Source organism: Streptomyces sp. NPDC003635 (assembly GCF_053587635.1).
Map to the genome: position 1 here is coordinate 108,453 of NZ_JBSFOK010000001.1, position 18,080 is coordinate 126,532.

Annotated in this window: 16 protein-coding genes and 1 tRNA gene; 7 read left to right on the forward strand and 10 right to left on the reverse strand. The window is 71.7% G+C overall.

What is annotated here, in order from left to right; genetic code table 11:
• Positions 1-15: 15 nt before the first annotated feature.
• From ACWDRW_RS00545 to ACWDRW_RS00570, 6 genes are all read right to left on the reverse strand, one after another.
• Positions 16-1,674: a long-chain fatty acid--CoA ligase gene (locus ACWDRW_RS00545; protein ID WP_451717953.1), complete on the reverse strand. Its 1,659-nt coding sequence runs from the start codon at positions 1,672-1,674 to the stop codon at positions 16-18.
• 128 nt (positions 1,675-1,802) lie between these two features.
• Complete coding sequence (locus tag ACWDRW_RS00550; protein WP_451717955.1) at positions 1,803-2,360, reverse strand: SigE family RNA polymerase sigma factor; 558 nt, start codon at positions 2,358-2,360, stop codon at positions 1,803-1,805.
• Positions 2,361-2,519: 159 nt separating this feature from the next.
• The gene (locus ACWDRW_RS00555) at positions 2,520-3,659 is read right to left on the reverse strand and encodes a lipid-transfer protein (protein WP_451717958.1); all 1,140 of its coding nucleotides are present in this window, start codon (positions 3,657-3,659) and stop codon (positions 2,520-2,522) included.
• A complete protein-coding gene (locus ACWDRW_RS00560) occupies positions 3,656-4,045 on the reverse strand; it encodes a MaoC family dehydratase (RefSeq protein WP_451717960.1) in 390 nt (129 codons plus the stop codon). Before ACWDRW_RS00560 ends, ACWDRW_RS00555 begins: the two co-directional genes overlap by 4 nt.
• On the reverse strand, positions 4,042-4,974 hold the full coding sequence (locus ACWDRW_RS00565; RefSeq protein WP_451717963.1) for a bifunctional MaoC family dehydratase N-terminal/OB-fold nucleic acid binding domain-containing protein: 933 nt from the start codon (positions 4,972-4,974) through the stop codon (positions 4,042-4,044). Before ACWDRW_RS00565 ends, ACWDRW_RS00560 begins: the two co-directional genes overlap by 4 nt.
• A 182-nt stretch (positions 4,975-5,156) precedes the next feature.
• Complete coding sequence (locus ACWDRW_RS00570; RefSeq protein WP_451717966.1) at positions 5,157-5,483, reverse strand: hypothetical protein; 327 nt, start codon at positions 5,481-5,483, stop codon at positions 5,157-5,159.
• A gap of 359 nt (positions 5,484-5,842) precedes the next feature.
• Between ACWDRW_RS00570 and ACWDRW_RS00575 the strand changes: the two genes are divergently transcribed.
• Positions 5,843-6,712 (forward strand): bifunctional DNA primase/polymerase, encoded by an 870-nt coding sequence (locus ACWDRW_RS00575; protein ID WP_451717968.1) that lies wholly within the window; start codon positions 5,843-5,845, stop codon positions 6,710-6,712.
• 53 nt (positions 6,713-6,765) lie between these two features.
• Here the strand turns inward: ACWDRW_RS00575 and ACWDRW_RS00580 are convergent.
• Together ACWDRW_RS00580 and ACWDRW_RS00585 are read right to left on the reverse strand one after the other, a co-directional pair.
• A tRNA-Ser gene (locus ACWDRW_RS00580) sits at positions 6,766-6,850 on the reverse strand.
• A gap of 52 nt (positions 6,851-6,902) precedes the next feature.
• The gene (locus ACWDRW_RS00585; protein ID WP_451717971.1) at positions 6,903-8,390 is read right to left on the reverse strand and encodes a S1C family serine protease; all 1,488 of its coding nucleotides are present in this window, start codon (positions 8,388-8,390) and stop codon (positions 6,903-6,905) included.
• Between the two features lie 255 nt (positions 8,391-8,645).
• Between ACWDRW_RS00585 and ACWDRW_RS00590 the strand changes: the two genes are divergently transcribed.
• The 3 genes from ACWDRW_RS00590 (at position 8,646) to ACWDRW_RS00600 (ending at position 11,426) form a co-directional block, all read left to right on the forward strand.
• On the forward strand, positions 8,646-9,455 hold the full coding sequence (locus ACWDRW_RS00590; RefSeq protein WP_451717974.1) for a glycerophosphodiester phosphodiesterase: 810 nt from the start codon (positions 8,646-8,648) through the stop codon (positions 9,453-9,455).
• Between the two features lie 254 nt (positions 9,456-9,709).
• Complete coding sequence (locus tag ACWDRW_RS00595) at positions 9,710-10,348, forward strand: ATP-binding protein (RefSeq protein ID WP_451717977.1); 639 nt, start codon at positions 9,710-9,712, stop codon at positions 10,346-10,348.
• A gap of 112 nt (positions 10,349-10,460) precedes the next feature.
• Positions 10,461-11,426, forward strand: a complete 966-nt coding sequence (locus ACWDRW_RS00600; RefSeq protein ID WP_451717980.1) for a DUF5926 family protein — start codon at positions 10,461-10,463, stop codon at positions 11,424-11,426.
• Positions 11,427-11,690: 264 nt separating this feature from the next.
• Here ACWDRW_RS00600 and ACWDRW_RS00605 read toward each other — a convergent pair whose 3' ends face one another.
• Complete coding sequence (locus tag ACWDRW_RS00605) at positions 11,691-12,233, reverse strand: hypothetical protein (RefSeq protein WP_451717983.1); 543 nt, start codon at positions 12,231-12,233, stop codon at positions 11,691-11,693.
• Positions 12,234-12,289: 56 nt separating this feature from the next.
• Complete coding sequence (locus tag ACWDRW_RS00610; protein WP_451717985.1) at positions 12,290-12,955, reverse strand: bifunctional DNA primase/polymerase; 666 nt, start codon at positions 12,953-12,955, stop codon at positions 12,290-12,292.
• A gap of 503 nt (positions 12,956-13,458) precedes the next feature.
• On the opposite strand from ACWDRW_RS00610, the gene ACWDRW_RS00615 reads away from it, so the two are divergent.
• From ACWDRW_RS00615 to pdxR, 3 genes are all read left to right on the forward strand, one after another.
• Positions 13,459-14,997 (forward strand): PP2C family protein-serine/threonine phosphatase, encoded by a 1,539-nt coding sequence (locus tag ACWDRW_RS00615; RefSeq protein WP_451717988.1) that lies wholly within the window; start codon positions 13,459-13,461, stop codon positions 14,995-14,997.
• Between the two features lie 111 nt (positions 14,998-15,108).
• Positions 15,109-16,566, forward strand: coding sequence for an aminopeptidase P family protein (locus ACWDRW_RS00620; RefSeq protein ID WP_451717990.1), 1,458 nt, complete (start codon positions 15,109-15,111; stop codon positions 16,564-16,566).
• Between the two features lie 95 nt (positions 16,567-16,661).
• Positions 16,662-18,020: a MocR-like pyridoxine biosynthesis transcription factor PdxR gene (pdxR, locus tag ACWDRW_RS00625; RefSeq protein ID WP_451718654.1), complete on the forward strand. Its 1,359-nt coding sequence runs from the start codon at positions 16,662-16,664 to the stop codon at positions 18,018-18,020.
• Positions 18,021-18,080 lie beyond the last annotated feature (60 nt).

Genomic DNA, 18,080 nt, shown 5'->3' on the forward strand with positions numbered 1-18,080 from the left:
CTCCGCTGTCGAGGGTCAGCTGAGCTGGGTCACGTCCAGCGTGCCCTCCGCGTACTGCCGGCGCAGGACCTTCTTGTCGAACTTGCCGACGCTGGTCTTGGGCACCGACTCGATGACCGTCCAGCGCTCCGGGAGCTGCCACTTGGCGATGCCGGCCTGGTCGGCGAGGAAGGTGCGCAGGGCGGCGAAGTCAGCCGTCGAGCCCTCCTTCAGCACCACCGTCGCCAGCGGGCGCTCGCCCCACTTGTCGTCCGGGACCGCCACCACCGCCGCCTCCGCGACCTCCGGGTGCGACATCAGGGCGTTCTCCAGCTCCACCGACGAGATCCACTCGCCGCCGGACTTGATGACGTCCTTCGCGCGGTCGGTGAGGGTGAGGAAGCCGTCGGGGCTGATCGTGCCGACGTCGCCCGTCTTCAGCCAGCCGTCCTCGCTGAACTTGTCGGCGGGGCGCAGCGGTTCGGCGTCGGGGCCGTTGTAGTAGGCGCCCGCGATCCACGGGCCGCGGACCTCCAGCTCGCCTGCCGACTCCCCGTCCCACGGCAGGCGCTCGCCGCCCGGGCCGGTGAGGCGGGCCTCCACGGAGGTGGGGAAGCGGCCCTGGGTGAGGCGGTAGCCCAACTCGTCCTCCGTGCCCACCGCGTGGGCCGGCGGACGGGCGATCGTGCCGAGCGGGGAGGTCTCCGTCATGCCCCAGGCGTGACAGACCCGCATGCCGAGCCGGTCGAAGGCCTCCATGAGGGAGGGCGGGCAGGCCGAGCCGCCGATCGTCACCTGGCCGAGCGAGGACACGTCACGCGGCCGTGCCGTCAGCTCGCCGAGCAGGCCCTGCCAGATCGTCGGGACCGCCGCCGCGTGGGTCGGCTTCTCGCGTTCGATCATCTCCGCGAGCGGAGCGGGCTGCAGGAAGCGGTCCGGCATCAGCAGGTTGACGCCGGTCATGAAGGTGGCGTGCGGCAGGCCCCAGGCGTTGACGTGGAACTGCGGGACCACGACCAGGGAGGTGTCCGCGTCGGTCAGGCCCATCGACTGGGCCATGTTGACCTGCATCGAGTGCAGGTAGACCGAGCGGTGGCTGTACACCACGCCCTTGGGGTCGCCGGTCGTGCCGGAGGTGTAGCACATGGCCGCGGCCTGGCGCTCGTCCAGCTCGGGCCAGTCGTACGCCGTCGGCTTCCCGGCGATCAGGTCCTCGTACTCGTGCACGCGTACGGCCGCGTCCGCCAGCGCGGAACGGTCGCCCGGGCCCGACACCACCACGTGCTCGACCGTCTTCAGGTGCGGGAGCAGGGGGGCCAGGAGGGGCAGCAGGGAGCCGTTGGCGATGACCACGCGGTCGGCTGCGTGATTGACGATCCAGGCCAGCTGCTCCGGGGGGAGGCGGAGGTTGAGGGTGTGCAGGATCGCGCCCATGGAGGGGATCGCGAAGTAGGCCTCGACGTGCTCCGCGTTGTTCCACATCAGGGTGGCGACCCGCTCGTCGCCGGTCACGCCCAGGTCGTCCCGCAGCGCGTGCGCCAGCTGGGACGCGCGGGCGCCGATGTCGGCGAAGGAGCGGCGGTGCGGTTCCGCCTCGCCGGTCCAGGTGGTCACCTGAGAGGTGCCGTGGATCGTGGACCCGTGGGTCAGGATCCTGGAGATCAGCAGCGGTACGTCCTGCATGGTGCTCAGCACGGTGGTCCTCCCGGGGCGACATTGCCTGCGCGTCTGCCTACGCGCTGGTAAGGGTTGCGCAGATTGTGCGCGCATACCGAGCGGTATGTCACTAGGGGAGGGTGATCGATCACGTCACGTTGACACGGTCAGCGAACGGGCACAAGCTCAGGATCCTCCCGCAGCTTGCCGAGCGCCCGCGACACCGCCGACTTCACCGTGCCGATGGATACCCCCAGCACCTCGGCCGTCTGGGCCTCGCTGAGGTCCTCGTAGTACCTGAGGACGACCATCGCCCGCTGCCGGGCCGGCAGCTTCATGATCGCCCGCCACATGGCGTCGTGCAGCGCCTGCTGCTCGGCCGGGTCGTCGGCGCTCGGGCAGGGCTCGGGCTCGGGCAGCTCGTCGGTCGCGAACTCGTCGACCTTGCGTTTGCGCCACTGGGAGGTGCGCGTGTTCACCAGCGCCCGGCGGACATAGCCGTCGAGCGCGCGATGGTCCTCGATGCGCTCCCAGGCCACGTAGGTCTTGGTGAGCGCGGTCTGCAGCAGATCCTCCGCGTCGCACGGGTTCGAGGTCAGCGACCTCGCGGTACGCAGCAGCACCGGCTGGCGTGCCTTCACGTACGACGAGAACGACGGGTACGGAAGGGTCTGCGCCCTGGGTGTGGCGGCCTTCGAAGCGCTGGTGCAGACGGGTGTGGTCATGGCTCAACGCTAGGAGCGCGCACCACTGTCACTCATCGGCCGGAGGTCCCGAAGCAGAGTCCGCCTCAGGTTGTAGGGGCGGGGCCGCCGCCACCTCCTGAGGGTGGACGAGAGGGCGGCCTCTACTACGGGATGACCCCCAGGGGTCGTCCTGCGCCGTCATCCGTCAGCCGTCAGGACCAGGCCCGACGTCGGCACCCCCGTCCCCGCCGTCACCAGGGCGCTGCTGGCGCCGGGCACCTGGTTCACCGAGGTCCCGCGGATCTGCCGTACGCCCTCCGCGATGCCGTTCATCCCATGGAGGTACGCCTCGCCGAGCTGGCCGCCGTGGGTGTTCAGCGGCAGCCGGTCCTCCGCCACGAAGGCGGACGCCTCGCCGCGGGCGCAGAAGCCGAACTCCTCCAGTTGCATCAGCACGAACGGCGTGAAGTGGTCGTAGAGGATCCCCACGTCGATGTCGGCGGCCGTCAGTCCCGTCGTACGCCACAGCTGCCGGGCGACCACCGCCGACTCGGACAGGCCGGTGAGGTCGCCGGTGTGGAAGCCGGTCATCTGCTCCTGGCCGCGTCCGGAGCCCTGGGCCGCCGCCGCGATCACCACCGGGGGGCGGGGCAGGTCGCGGGCGCGTTCCAGGGAGGTGACGACGATCGCCTGGCCGCCGTCCGTCTCCTGGCAGCAGTCCAGCAGCCGCAGCGGCTCGGCGATCCAGCGGGAGGCGGCGTGGTCGGCGAGGGTGATGGGGCGGCCGTGGAACCAGGCGGCCGGGTTGGTCGCCGCGTACCGCCGGGCCGTGACGGCGACGGGCCCGAAGGCCTCCTCGGGAGTGAGGCCGTAGGCGTGGAGGTAGCGCTGGGCCGCCATCGCCGCCCAGGACGCCGGGGTGAGCAGCCCGAACGGCATCACCCAGCCGAGCGCAGCGCCCTCCGCCGACGGCTCCCGCTGCCGCACCCCGGAGCCGAAGCGGCGGCCGGAGCGCTCGTTGAAGGCGCGGTAGCAGACGACGACCTCCGCCGCCCCGGCCGCCACCGCGAGCGCGGCCTGCTGGACGGTCGCGCAGGCGGCGCCGCCGCCGTAGTGGACGCGGGAGAAGAAGGACAGCTCGCCCATCCCGGCCGCCTGTGCCACGGTGATCTCCGGGCTGGTGTCCATGGTGAAGGTGACCATCCCGTCCACGTCGGCGGGCGCGAGACCGGCGTCGTCCAGCGCCGCCCGCACCGCCTCCACGGCGAGCCGCAGCTCACTGCGCCCGGAGTCCTTGGAGAACTCGGTCGCCCCGATTCCGACGACGGCCGCGGTCACGGCCTGCCGCCGAGACCGAGGGTGGCCGTCCCGGTCACGTGCGCGCCGATGCCGTTGCGCCCCACGATCCGTACGGTCGCCGTGTCGCCGTCGATCTCCTCGACAGTGCCGGTCAACACCATGGTGTCCCCCGGGTAGTTGGGGGCGCCGAGGCGGATGGCGAGCCTGCGGACGGTCGCCGTCGGGCCGAAGTGGTCGGTGAGGTAGCGGCCCACGAGGCCGTTGGTGGTGAGGATGTTCATGAAGATGTCCGGGGAGCCCTTCTGCCGGGCGAGTTCCGGGTCGTGGTGCACGTCCTGGTAGTCGCGGGAGGCGATGGCTCCGGCGACGATCAGGGTGCGGGTGACGGGGATCGTCAGCGGGGGCAGTTCGTCTCCGGCTCTCATACGGCGGCCTCCTGCTCCGCGCGCCACGCCGGAAGCGTCAGCTCGTCGTCGTACGCGATGAACTCGACCCGCACCGGCAGCCCGATCCGCACTTTGTCGTACGGCACTCCGACCACGTTGCCGAGCATGCGCACGCCCTCGGGCAGCTCGATCAGGGCCACGGCGTACGGCCCCGCCGCGTCAGCGGCGTGATCGGACGCGGTGAAGGCCGGGAAGGGCGGGTGGTGCATGACGACGTACGAGTGCACCGTCCCCTCGCCGCTCGCCTCCACGGTGTCCCAGTCGAGGCCGCCGCAGGCGTTGCAGCCGGGCAGCCAGGGGTGCCTCGGTGTGACGCAGGCGGTGCAGCGCTGGAGGAGGAGCCGGTGCCGGCGGACGCCCTCCCAGAACCCGGCGTTGTCGCGGTTGATCACGGGTCGGGGGCGAGGGGGGCGGTCCGGGCGGCGCGCAGGGGCGTACTTGAGGATGCGGAAGCGGTGGGTGCCGACGAGGTCGGGGCCGACGCGCAGGTCGGTGCGGGTGGTGACGAAGTGGCCGGTGCCGAGCCTGGTGGTCTTGCGGTCCGAGACCGACTCGATGACCGTGTCGAAGGTGACCTCGTCGCCGGGGCGCAGGGGGCGCAGATACTCCTGCTCGCAGTCGGTGGCGACGACGGAGGCGCAGCCCGCCGCGTCGAGCAGGCCGAGCAGTTCGTCGTACGCCGTCGAGCGGGCCGTGTGGCCGGAGAGGCCGCCCATCGTCCAGGCCTGGAGCATGGTGGGCGGGGCGATGGCGTCCGGGCCGGTGTACGCCGGGTTCGTGTCGCCGAGGGCTTCGCACCAGTGCCGGATCATGGGCAGGTTGACGGGGTCCTTGGCGGTGCCGGCGACGGCGGCGGACCGGCCCTCGAAGGCCTTGAGTCGCGCGGTGAGGTCTTCGTCGGTGTCCACGACTTCCCCTCCCTCTCAGGGTTTCTGACTGTGTGTCAGATATGAGGGGGTGTCAAGATGCGGGAAAGCCGGTGGGAAAACGCCTGCGCGGCGATGCCGTAGCACCGCCGCGCAGACGCGTCACACCCCCCAGAGCACACCACACGAGGGACCGGTGACCGGGCGGCCTCAGCCGCCGGCGGTCACCACCAGAGCGGGGTGAAGCTGACCGCCACGTTGTCGTTGCCCTGGTTGATCGCCGTGAACGCGGAGCCGTCGACCTGGGCGGTGTTGGACTGGTTCGAGGCACCCGAGCCGATCGCCTGCTGCTGGGTGGTGGAGGAGTTGCCGTTGTTGTCGCCGCCCACACCACTGCCGATGATGCCCTGCCAGGCATTGGTGACGGCGGCGCTCGATCCGTCGTCCGCGATGGCGCCGTTGTCCGCGGTGGCGACGCCGGTGAAGAGAGCGGCGGCGAGCGGAAGAGCGGAGACGGCGGCGATGACGCGGGCGGTACGGATGCTTGCCATGTGTTCCTCCAGAACGAGAAGTACGTGAAGCACGCGAAGCTGCGAAGCCTGTGAACTACGGCTTCTGCCAAGGCAGTTGGCCTACCGCCCCGGCGTTGTGCACGACGTCGCGAATCCAGAGTTGCCCACCGAATCCCCGGCGAACCACCCCGGAAGCCGCGATTCGCCCTCAAGCGTGATGACAAGTCGATAAACCCCCTTGCCTCATCAGAAGCCCCAGCTCAGCGCAGGTGGGACAGGTCGGATCAAGCACCGCAAGAGGGGAAGCGTTCCGGCACATTTCCAGCCATTCGACGGCGGCGGGCGCGTCGCGCTCGACTCCTCTTCCCTTTTTCGAACGTACGTACGAACATGAAGGTATGGCCACCACCGACCGGCAGGCCACGACGCTGGCCCTCGCACACGCCCTGTCAGCCGCCGAACGCGGACTGGCCGTCATCCCCCTGTCCCGGACGAAACTCCCGGCCCTGCGCTCCCCCCACCGCGACGACCCTTCGCTGACGCCGTGCCACGGCGCATGCGGCCGCTTCGGCCACGGGGTGTACGACGCCTCGACGGACCCGGCCCGCATCCGCGAACTCTTCGCGGCGGCTCCCTGGGCAAGCGGCTACGGCATCGCCTGCGGCCTGCCGCCGCACCACCTGATCGGCGTCGACCTCGACACCAAATCCGGTACGGACTCCTCGGCGGCCCTGCGCGAACTGGCCCTGCGCCACCTCTTCACGATCCCCGACACCGTGGTCGTACTGACCCCCTCCGGCGGCCGCCACCTGTGGCTGAGCGGCCCCCCGGACGTCGTCGTCCCCAACTCGGCCGGCCGCCTGGCCCCCGGCATCGACATCCGCGGCGCCGGCGGTTACCTGGTCGGCCCCGGCTCCCGCACCGACCACGGCGTCTACGGCGCGGCTCCCGGCACCGCGCACCTGGCCCCGGCGGCCTGCCCACCGGCCCTCCTCCGCCTCCTGCTCCCCCCACCCCGAGCCCCCCAGAACCAGCTCCCCGCCTCGGCCGGTGACCACGGCCGGGGCCTGGTCCAGTTCGTCCTGGCCGCCCACGAGGGCCAACGCAACACCCGCCTCTTCTGGGCAGCCTGCCGCGCCTACGAGAACGGCATCGGCCCGGCCCTGGTCGCCCCCTTGGTGGAGGCGGCCCTCACCACGGGCCTGACGGAACGGGAGGCCCGGGCGACGATCGCGTCGGCGGCACGGATGACGGGGCATCGGCCGTGAGCGGGAACGCCGAGAGCCTCTGACCGCTCATGCTGGTCAGAGGCTCTCCACCGCGGTGGGTGTGGGATTTGAACCCACGGTGACTCGCGCCACGACGGTTTTCAAGACCGTTCCCTTAGGCCGCTCGGGCAACCCACCCCGCGTCACCGTTGATCGGCGGCGCGGGGACAAGAGTAACGGGTGGGTGGGATCAGCTGTCGCCCACTCGGGAGCCGAGGGTCAGGTCGACCGTGCGGGTCTCGCCGTCCCGCTCGTAGGTGATCTTGACCTTGTCGCCGGGCTTGTGGGTCCAGATCTCGCCGATCAGGGTGGGGCCGGAGTCGATGACCCGGTCGTCGAGCTTGGTGATGACGTCGCCGGGCTTCAGGCCCGCGTCCGCCGCCGGGCCGCCCGACTCCACCGCGTCCGAGCCGCTCGCGCCCTGCTCGGTGATCTTCGCGCCGCCCGTGCCCTCCTCCAGCGAGACGGAGGCGCCGATCTTGGCGTACACCGGCTTGCCGGTCTTGATCAGCTGCTGGGCGACGTACTTGGCCTGGTTGATCGGGATGGCGAAGCCCAGGCCGATGGAGCCGGACTGGCTGGTGCCGCCCAGGCCGTTCCCGGCGGACTGGATGGCGGAGTTGATGCCGATCACGTTGCCCTGGGCGTCCAGGAGAGGCCCGCCGGAGTTGCCCGGGTTGATCGACGCGTCCGTCTGCAGGGCGCTCATGTACGAGGCGTTCGAACCCGTGCCGTCGCTGGAGGCCACCGGGCGGTTCTTGGCGCTGATGATGCCCGTCGTCACCGTGTTGGACAGGCCGAAGGGGGCGCCGATCGCGATCGTGGAGTCGCCCACCGCGACCTTGTCGGAGTCGCCGAGGGTGAGGGGCTTCAGGTCGCTCGGGGCGCTCTTGAGCTTGATCACCGCTACGTCGTAGCCCTGGGCGTGGCCCACCACCTCGGCGTCGTACTTCTTGCCGTTCGGGAAGGTCGCCGACAGCTTGCCGCCGTCGACCGCGTCCGCCACCACGTGGTTGTTGGTGACGATGTGGCCCTCGGTGTCGAAGACGAACCCGGTGCCGGTGCCGCCCTCGCCGCTGCTCGACTCGGCCTCGATGGTGACCGTGCTGGGCAGCGCCCTGTTGGCCACGCCCGCGATGGTGCCCGCGTCCCGCTTGACGTCGCCGCCGGTGTCGGAGGCGGAGACCGTCGTGGAGGAGGTCTGGTCGTCCTTGGCCAGGGTGTAGCCGAGTCCGCCGCCGAGGCCGCCCGCGACCAGCGCGGCGATCAGGACCGCGGCGAGGAGGCCGCCGCGGCCGCGGCCGGACTTCGGCGCGGGGGCGGGCTGCTGGTAGGCGGCGCCCCAGACCGTGCCCGAACCGGAACCCGAGCCCGAACCGCCGTCGGCGTAGGTGGGAGTGGGCGGCGCGGGGGGCGGCCAGGAGGCGTCCGGGGCCGAGGCGGTGTGGGGCTGCTGGGGGTGGGCGGCCGGGTGCTGGGGCACCTGGGGCTGCGGCGCCTGCGGGTGAGCCGGCGGCTCCTGGCCCGGCGCCTGCGCCACCGGCGGCAGCGGGGTCGTCGGGGCGCCGGTGTCGGGGGCCGGGTGGGCCTGCGGCTCCGGAGCAGCGGGAGCGTCCACCGGCACGGGGGGTGCGGACGGGGCCGGGGGTACCGCGGCGCCCTCGTTCTCGGTGCTCACAGCTTCTCTCCTCGATCCACGGCTGTAGTTTTCGGTCGCACTCGGTCACGCCCGTTCACGTGTCGACGGCCCGGTGCGCTTCAGCTGTGCATGTCTTTTTGTATGCCGTCAGCTTTTCCCACGGGCCGTCAGAGCACCATAAGCCGTGGCTGTGGGTCCGAGGCCATTCTTTATATAGGTCATGTCTGACTAAAGGGGCGCATTGTCAACACCTCCGCCGACACGCCTACCCCCGCTCGGTGGCACCATGACGCGGTGACCCACGCCCGGCAGCACACGCCTCAAGTCGTCGCCCACCGCGGAGCCTCCGAGGAGGCCCCCGAGCACACCCTGGCCGCGTACAAGAAGGCGATCGAGGACGGGGCGGACGCCCTGGAGTGCGATGTACGCCTCACCGCGGACGGCCACCTGGTCTGCGTCCACGACCGTCGCGTCAACCGCACCTCCAACGGACGCGGCGCGGTCTCCGCCCTGGAGCTGGCCGATCTGGCCGCCCTGGACTTCGGCTCCTGGATGAGCCGGGACGAGGAGCCCGACTGGGAGCACCGCCCGGAGGACCGGGAGGACACCTCCGTACTGACCCTCGAACGCCTGCTGGAGCTCATCGCGGACGCCGGGCGGCGGGTGGAGCTCGCCATCGAGACCAAGCACCCCACGCGCTGGGCGGGCCAGGTCGAGGAGCGGCTGCTGCACCTGCTGAAGCGGTTCGGACTGGACTCACCCGCCGCCCCGACCGAGTCGTCGGTCCGTGTGATGAGCTTCTCGGCGCGTTCGCTGCATCGTGTGCGTGCCGCCTCGCCGACGCTGCCGACGGTGTATCTGATGCAGTTCGTCTCGCCCCGGCTGCGCGACGGACGGCTTCCCGCGGGCGTCCGGATCGCGGGTCCGTCGATCCGGATCGTACGCAGTCACCCCGCGTACGTGGAGCGGCTGAAGCGGGCCGGGCACCAGGTGCACGTGTGGACCGTGAACGAGCCCGAGGACGTCGATCTCTGCGTGGAACTCGGCGTCGACGCCATCATCACCAACCGCCCGCGCGCGGTGCTGCGCCGACTGGGCCGCTGAGCCACGAGGCTCGCCGAGCCGCCAGACCGCTGAGCCGCCAGAGGCGAGCCTGCTGGAACCCGGGGCCGCCGGGCCGCGTGCCTGCTGACCTGCGAGCCCGCTGACCTGCGAGAACCCATCTGTCCCGGTACGACCTCTTGACCCGAAGGTCGCATTGGCCCCATCCTCCCCACATCTCGGCCACACCGTCGATTTCCAGCCAGGCAATTACAGGGAGTGCTCCGGCGCGTTCGGTCCGTATTCGATCGTTGCGAATGCGTCACCGGACATGGATTGGCCGGTTTCCGGTACAGGCCAATGGGGCATCCACACCGTGGCGTGGGGCGAAGGAGGTCTCGGGGGTGGCGTTGGTGGTGGCACAGGAGGTGCCCACGTCGTCGAGCATGGCCGTACCCCATGGCCCTGCGGGCGTGGGTAAGGCGAGACACCGGATGCGCGATCAGTTGCGCATGGGTGGCCTGGCGGAATCGGTCATCGACGACGCCGTACTGATCCTTTCCGAACTCTTGAGCAACGCGTGCAAACACGGTCGGCCGCTGGGCGACGCCCTGGCCGGGGACGGCGACGTCCGGGCCGCATGGCGGGTCGACGCGGCCGGGCGGCTCACGGTGGAGGTGACGGACGGCGGCGGGCCCACCCGCCCGGCTCCGGCCACGCCCTCGGTCACCGCGCACGGCGGTCGGGGGCTGAACATCATCACCGCGCTGGCCGACGACTGGGGCGTCAGGGACGACGCCCGGGGCGAGGTCACGGTCTGGGTCGTCGTCCACGACGACGTACGGGATCCCGACGCGGGACACCGCCGCCACGACTTCGCTACGCGCGTCGCGGCACCGTCGGTCGCCGCGCTCCCCGAACTGGACTTCGCGGACGCGTTCGACGACCTGGACTGATCTCCGCCGGGCGGAGGGGTCCGGGACGTGTCGTCCACAGGGTCGCGTCGGCCATGGCGTGAACAGCTAGGCTCCCGCCGTACGAGACGAGCCGTTTCCGGGAGACACCCTCATGGCCAAGAAGCGACCCCAGACGAAGGCCACGCGCCCGCAGCTCACGGACGGAGAGATCCCGGTCGTCGGCGCCCGCGAGCCCTGCCCGTGCGGCAGCGGCCGCCGCTACAAGGCCTGTCACGGCAAGGCCGCGGCCGAGGCCGTGACCGAGCTGGTGCAGCGCCCGTTCGAGGGGGTGCCCGGCGAGTGCGACTGGGTGGCCCTGCGCGAGCTGGTGCCCGCCGCCACGGTTCCACTGCCCCTGAAGGGCGGTCTGCCCGAGGGCGTTCCGTCCGTCACCCTCGCGACCGTGCTGCCGATGGCGTGGCCGGCCCTGCGCCGCGACGACGGCTCGGTCCTGCTGGGACTGCAGAACGACACGGCGTCCGGTGACATCAGCCGCGATCTGGCCGACACCCTCCAGCGCGCCCTCGAGGCCAAGCCGGGCTCCCCGGTGCAGGCCCGGCGCGCCCCGGCCGACGGTCCGCGACTGCAGGATCTGCTCGACCCCGAAGGCGCGTTCGAGCCAGTTGTGCACGCGGGCTTCGAGTTCTGGGTGCCGGACGCGGAGAACGCCACCCCGGAGGTGAGCGCGTCCCTGGAGCGGGCCAACGCCGCCGCCATCCCAACCGTGCGGCTGACCGGCGTGGACGCGGCGTACTGGTGCGAGACGCCGGAGAAGAACCACCTGCGCTGGGTGATGCCGTACCCCGAGGAGCAGCTTCTGGACGCGCTGGCGCGGCTGCACGCGGCGGGCCGGTCGAACCTCGGCGAGGGCACGCGTCTCGTCGGTTCCTTCCGCGCTCACGGCCTCACCGTGCCGGTCTGGGACCTGCCGAGCGAGGTGGGCGCCCAGGACGTGGAGAAGCCGGCCGCCGAGTTCGCCGAGCGGCTCACCGCGGCCCTGGCGGCCGACGCCCCGCTCACCGCGGACGAGCGGCGGGCCCGCGGCGGTCTCACCAACCGCCAGGTCACGCTCAGCTGACGCACGGGAAGACGATCCTCCCCGGCTGCCGGAAGGCGAACCGACCGCTGACCGACCGGTCAGCCGGGGAGGGCGCGCGGAACAGGTGACTCCGATCACAACTCCCCGTGCACACACGGAAATCGGTGACCGGAAAGCCCGGATCGAATTTGCGAACCGCCGATCTCTTGTTACCGTTCCAGTAGCCCGGTTGCTGGTGCATCCCCCGTCGCCAGCAACCGGGTCTTTCCATGCGCCCGGCGCTTTACAGCGTGACGCCGTCCGTCAACTGCCCGTAGGCGCAGCGGAGTTGCTGCCGGAACGCAGCAGCAGCGGTCCCTGTCCGGCCCGGCCCGCGAACTCCGCGACGGCCGTGTAGCCCGCCAGCACGTCCCGGGTCCTCTCACGGGGTGTCTCGCAGCTGCCGGGCTCGTCCTCGGCGCCCACCGCGCAGCGCATCTGCACGGTGCGCCCGCCCGGCCCCATGAGACTGAGCACCGAGTCCAGCGCCGCGCCGGTGGTGTTGCGGTAGTAGGTGCGCGCCCATGTCTCCTCGCCCCGCGTGAGCACACACGTCTGCGCCTCGATGCCGTCGGAAGAGGTGAGTTCGGGGCCGCAGCGGGCGGCGGTGGCCAGACCCAGGCCCAGCCGCAGGGGGGCGGCGGACGGCTTCGCGTCCGAGACGGCGAAAGAGGAGGAGGCGGAGGCGGACGGCCGTACCCCGGCCTGGCCGCCCTCGTCGCCCACCTGCCCCGCGGACGCCACGGCCAGCGGCAGCGCCACCGCGCACACCGCGACGCCCGCCAGGGCGAGCAGACGAAGGTTCATACGACGGAAGATAACGAGGGAGGGCGGGCGCCCCGTCCGGCGCGCGCCCGACACCCCTACAACTCGGGTGCGCTCACACCCGTACGAGTGAGGGCCTCCACCACGGCGTCCACCACGGCCTCCACGTCCGGCACCCACGGGGAGGCCGAGCCGGGCAGCGGCGCGCGCTCCCAGCGGATGGCGCCCTGGCCGGTCTCGGACGGAGGCAGGGCGAGGTAACCGCCCGTGCCGTGGAAGCGCAGCGAACCGGGGACGAAGTCCTTGGCGTACAGCAGTTCGCCCAACTGCTCCATGGAGTACGGCTTGACGAGCAGCGCCCAGCGGTCGGGCGAGGCGATCACGGGGCCGAGCCGCATGCCCATGCCGTCGAGCGCGGTGAGGGCCTGTGCCGCCGGCACGGCCGGCAGGCTAACCGCGCAGGGCGCCCTGTCGCCGGTGGCCAGCACGATCGGCGCCGTCGGGCGGTTGGTCCACCACCAGCGCACCATGCGCTCGTCGGTGGTGGCCGCGAGGAGGCCGGGGTCGAAGGGGTGCGCACCGGGCACCGTGCACTCCGGGTCGGGGCAGCCGCAGCGGGACCGCCCCTGCGGGTCCGCCGTCACACCCGGGAGTACGGGCCACTGCCATTGAGTCGCGAAGGTCAGGGCCGGCTCAAGCAACTCGGGCCGCCCGTCGCGGCGCTGGGACAGGAGCCTGCGTCGCCTTCCGAGGATCTCGCGCATGAGCGCTCGTTCCTTTCCGTTGCACCGCTGGCAACACCGTGGTCCACATCACATCATGTGTCGATCGCTTCACTGTGCGTACCTGTTGGCGCATCACACCCCTGCCTCAAGCAAGGGGAACCCCTATGGGCCGAGCGTTGGCTGCGTCCGCGGCAGCCTCGTCCGCACCTGCGTCTGTCCGAGCATGGGCCTGGCGTGGGGTGGCGAAGTCTGGCGTTTTGCCGTCCCGCGTGTATCTCTTCGCCTCCGCCACGGGAGGATGGGGCACGGTCGTCGGTGGCTAAGACGCCCGGGTCCGCCACCAGGTTCCGGGTGACTGTCAACCACCCCTGGCCTTCTCCGAGTACGTACCCATCACGACCGCTGTGACGCTCCGTGGAGCAAGGCCAGTCGACCGCAATAAGGCGTTCCCTGAGGCAGTTTTAAGCCAACTTTGCCTTTCCGCAAGGGGTTGGGGAGATGTGCGCTCGTTACCCACGGACACCAGGAATCCCGGCAGGACAATGCTGGACATCCCCTCACGAGTGCGTGTACATGTGGAGACACTGCTAGCGGCGCAGAATGACATGGGGGTTTGCGATGCTTTTGAGCAATACGCACCGGTCGGAAAGCCGGACGCCATGAACGCCCCTCACCCTCCGAAAGTGGCCGGAATCGATTCAACGGTTCCCTCGCCCGCACACACTGTCGCGCCCGCGCCCGTGGCCCCGGAAGCCACACCACCCCCTCCCGTACCGACGCCGACAACCCCCGGCGCCCCCGGACTTCTCCTCCAGGACCGCCTCGCCGGCTGGGTCTCCGACCTCACCACGCTCCACGAGCTCACCGAGCGCCTGGTCCGCACCGGCTCGCTGTCCGACGCCGTGACGGAACTGCTGCGCGCCGGGTCCGCCCTCGTCGGCGCCCGGCGCGGACTCGTCGTGCTGGAGCCCGCCGACGGACGGGGTCCGGACACCACCGTCGGCCTGGGCCTGGCCCGCGCGGACCTCGGCCACATCGAGACCGTGCCCCGCGGCTCGATGCCGTACGGGAGCCTCCTCGACACGACGGCCGGACCGCCGGGCGGGGACGGCGGGATCGCGCACCCGGACCTCTTCGCCGAGGACGGCCTCGACCCCCGCCACCGCGAGGTGGCCGCCCGCCTCGGCTACGCCGCCAGCTACGCCCTCCCCCTGTCCACCGAGTCCGCCGGCCGGCTCGGCGTCGCGGTCTGGCTCTACGACGAGCCCGCCGAGCCGTCCGAGCGTCAGCGGCACCTCGTCGGGCTGTACACGCGCCACGCCGCCGAACACCTCGCCCGGCTGCTGGAGGTCGAGCGCACCCGCGTGTCCATGGCGACGATGGCCGAGGAACTGCTGCCTTCCCGGCTGCCGCGGGTGGCCGGCGTCCAGCTCGCCGCCCGGCACCGCACCGGGCCGCTCGGCGGCGGCGACTGGTACGACGCGCTGCCACTGCCGGACGCGGCACTCGGCCTCGCCGTCGGCTCGGTCACCGGGTCCGGGCCGAGCGCGGTCGCCGCGATGGGCCGGTTGCGGGCCTCCCTGCGGGCGTACGCCGTGATGGAGGGCGAGGACCCGGTCGCGGTCCTGTCCGACCTGGAGCTGCTGCTCCGGCTCACCGAACCGGCCCGCTCGGCCACCGCCCTGTTCGCCTACTGCGAGCCCGCGCTGCGGAAGATCACCCTCGCCGGGGCCGGGCACTGTCCGCCGCTGCTGATCGGCGAGCGGCGCACCGAGTTCGTGGAGACCTCCGTCTCCGCCCCGCTCGGCATGCTGGCCTGCTGGGAGGCGCCCAGCGTGGAGCTCCAGGCGGAGGCCGGAGAGACGGTTCTGCTGTACACGGACGGGCTGCTGCACCGTACCGGCGACGCCACGGACCGGGCCTTCGCGCGGCTGCACACGGCGGCGGCGAGCGTCCCGCGGGCGATCCGGCACGATCCGGACGCCGTCGCCGATCACGTCCTGCGCACGGTACTGCCCGACGGTCTGGACGCCGCGGACAGCGCGGAGGACGTGGTGCTGCTCGCCGCGCGCTTCGAATGAGCCGGGCACCGGCTCCTCCGGTGACCTCGGTAACAGGTCTTTCGGCCCTGGGACCCCTTCCACGCGACCGTACGATGGAGGGGGTCCAATGCCGTATCTAGGAGGATGACCGTGGCGGAAGAGCTCACGCCGGAGACCCCGGAAGAGTCTGAAGAGCCGATCAAGCAGCGCAAGAACGGCCTGTATCCGGGCGTGTCCGACGAGCTCGCCGAGAACATGAAGTCCGGCTGGGCCGACACCGAGCTGCGCGATCTGGAGCCGATCGCCCAGGCCGCCGAGACGGCCGCCCGCCGTGCCGCGCTGTCCGCCCGCTTCCCGGGCGAGCGCCTGGTGATCCCCGCGGGCAACCTGAAGACCCGCTCGAACGACACCGAGTACCCCTTCCGGGCGTCGGTCGAGTACGCCTACCTCACCGGCAACCAGACCGAGGACGGCGTCCTGGTCATGGAGCCGGTCGCCGACGGTCACCAGGCCACGATCTATCTGCTGCCCCGCTCCGACCGGGAGAACGGCGAGTTCTGGCTCTCCGGCCAGGGCGAGCTGTGGGTCGGCCGCCGGCACTCGCTGACCGAGGCCGGGAAGCTGTACGGCATTCCCGCCTCCGACGTGCGCGAGCTGGCCGAGGCGTTGCGCGAGGCCACCGGTCCGGTCCGGGTCGTCCGCGGTCACGACGCCGGCATCGAGGCCGCGCTCACCGACAAGGTCACCGCCGAGCGGGACGAGGAGCTGCGGGTCTTCCTCTCCGAGGCGCGGCTGGTGAAGGACGCGTTCGAGATCGGCGAGCTGCAGAAGGCCGTCGACTCGACGGTGCGCGGCTTCGAGGACGTGGTGAAGGTCCTCGACAGGGCCGAGGCCACCTCCGAGCGGTACATCGAGGGGACCTTCTTCCTCCGCGCCCGGGTCGAGGGCAACGACGTCGGCTACGGCTCCATCTGCGCGTCCGGTCCGCACGCCTGCACGCTGCACTGGGTGCGCAACGACGGCCCCGTGCGCTCGGGTGACCTGCTGCTGCTCGACGCGGGCGTCGAGACGCACACGTACTACACCGCCGACGTCACGCGGACGCTGCCGGTCAACGGGCGGTACACCGAGATCCAGAAGAAGATCTACGACGCCGTGTACGAGGCCCAGGAGGCCGGGATCGCGGCGGTGCAGCCCGGCGCCAAGTACCGGGACTTCCATGACGCCGCGCAGCGGGTGCTCACCGAGAAGCTCGTGGAGTGGGGGCTCGTCGAGGGGCCCGTCGAGCGGGTGCTGGAACTGGGGCTGCAGCGGCGGTGGACGCTGCACGGGACGGGGCACATGCTCGGCATGGACGTCCACGACTGCGCTGCCGCGCGGGTCGAGACGTACGTGGACGGGGTGCTCGAGCCGGGGATGTGTCTGACCGTCGAGCCCGGGCTGTACTTCCAGGCCGATGATCTGACGGTGCCGGAGGAGTACCGGGGGATCGGTGTGCGGATCGAGGACGACATCCTCGTGACGGAGGACGGGAACCGTAACCTTTCGGCGGGGCTTCCCCGGCGGTCCGATGAGGTGGAGTCCTGGATGGCTTCACTGAAGGGCTGATCTTGTCGGTTTGATGGCCGGGCACCAAGGGGGTGTCCGGCCATCGTCGCGGTCTGGCGGGTGTGTGGGGGCTGATCGCGCAGTTCCCCGCGCCCCTGAGGGGGGTTTGGGTGGACCTGCATTTGGATCTTCTCGCTGCTGACGGCCGCCGTGCCGGGTTGGAGCGGGCTCTTCGGGCTGCCGTGCGGGACGGGCGGTTGGCTCCGGGGACTCGGTTGCCCGCCACCAGGCGGCTCGCCGATGAGCTGGGGATCTCGCGGAACACCGTGAAGGGGGCCTACGACCAGCTCGTCGCCGAGGGGTATCTCACCGCTCGGCAGGGCTCGGGCACCGAGGTAGCGCCGCTGCCCTCCAGCAGCTCCGAACCCGCTGCCGCAGCCGCACGCGCGCGTGAGCCCCTGTTCGATCTGCGGCCCGGGTCGCCGGACGTGGGGGCCTTTCCGGCCGCGGCCTGGTTGCGGGCCTTGCGGCGGGCCATCGCCACCGCGCCCTCGCTGGCGTACGACTACGGCGATCCCCGGGGGCGGATCGAACTGCGGAACGCGCTGTCGGGGTATCTGGGGCGGGCCCGCGGAGTGATCGCGCCGCCCGAGCGGATCGTCGTCACCTCCGGGTATGTGCAGGGGCTCGCGCTGCTCACGCGGGTGCTGGACGGCGGCGAGTTCGCCATGGAGGACCCCGGGCTGCCCTTCCACCGGGATGTCGTGCGGCGCAACGGTGGCGCCGTGGTGCCCGTGCGGGTCGACGAGAGGGGGGTGTGTGTCGAGGAGCTCGGGGAGCCCGCCGCTGTCGTGGTCACGCCCGCCCACCAGTATCCGACCGGCGTCACGCTCCATCCCGAGCGGCGACGGGCGCTCACCGACTGGGCACGCGCGCGTGACGGGCTGATCGTCGAGGACGACTACGACGGGGAGTTCCGCTACGACCGGCAGCCGGTCGGGGCCCTGCAGGGCATGGCGCCGGGGCAGGTCGTCTATCTCGGGACCGCCTCCAAGACGCTCGGGCCCGCGTTGCGGCTCGGGTGGATGGTGCTCCCGCCGCAGCTCGTCGACGCGGTCGCCGACGCCAAGCTGCACAGCGACCATCACACCGAGTCCCTCGGGCAGTTGGCGCTCGCCGAGCTGATCGAGAGTCATGCCTACGACCGTCATGTGCGCGCCTGCCGGCTGCGGTACCGCCGGCGGCGGGACCGGCTCGTGGACCGGATCGGGGCGCGGCGCGGGGTGCGCGGGATCGCGGCCGGGCTGCACGCGCTGGTGGAGGTGGACGACGAGGCCGAGGTGCTGGCGCGGGCCGAGGCGGAGGGGCTCGCGGTGGGCTCGCTCGGGGAGCACTGGCACGCGGGGCGGGGCGAGGGGCGGCCCCAGGGGCTGGTCGTGGGATACGGGACGCCTCGGGAGCGGGTGTATCCGGAGGCCTTGGACGTGCTGGGTAAGGTGCTCGACGGCGGGTGAATTGGACCATTTCCTTCGCACACCAGTGGTGCTGTTAGGGGATCCAGTTCGGGCCTAGCG

Bases quoted from the DNA above. Each gene is read 5' to 3' on its own strand.
- ACWDRW_RS00550 (WP_451717955.1), bottom strand. From the start codon at position 2,360: ATGACCACACCCGTCTGCACCAGCGCTTCGAAGGCCGCCACACCCAGG.
- ACWDRW_RS00560 (WP_451717960.1), bottom strand. From the start codon at position 4,045: ATGAGAGCCGGAGACGAACTGCCCCCGCTGACGATCCCCGTCACCCGC.
- ACWDRW_RS00570 (WP_451717966.1), bottom strand. From the start codon at position 5,483: ATGGCAAGCATCCGTACCGCCCGCGTCATCGCCGCCGTCTCCGCTCTT.
- ACWDRW_RS00575 (WP_451717968.1), top strand. From the start codon at position 5,843: ATGGCCACCACCGACCGGCAGGCCACGACGCTGGCCCTCGCACACGCC.
- ACWDRW_RS00595 (WP_451717977.1), top strand. From the start codon at position 9,710: ATGCGTCACCGGACATGGATTGGCCGGTTTCCGGTACAGGCCAATGGG.
- ACWDRW_RS00600 (WP_451717980.1), top strand. From the start codon at position 10,461: ATGGCCAAGAAGCGACCCCAGACGAAGGCCACGCGCCCGCAGCTCACG.
- ACWDRW_RS00605 (WP_451717983.1), bottom strand. From the start codon at position 12,233: ATGAACCTTCGTCTGCTCGCCCTGGCGGGCGTCGCGGTGTGCGCGGTG.
- ACWDRW_RS00610 (WP_451717985.1), bottom strand. From the start codon at position 12,955: ATGCGCGAGATCCTCGGAAGGCGACGCAGGCTCCTGTCCCAGCGCCGC.
- ACWDRW_RS00615 (WP_451717988.1), top strand. From the start codon at position 13,459: ATGCTGGACATCCCCTCACGAGTGCGTGTACATGTGGAGACACTGCTA.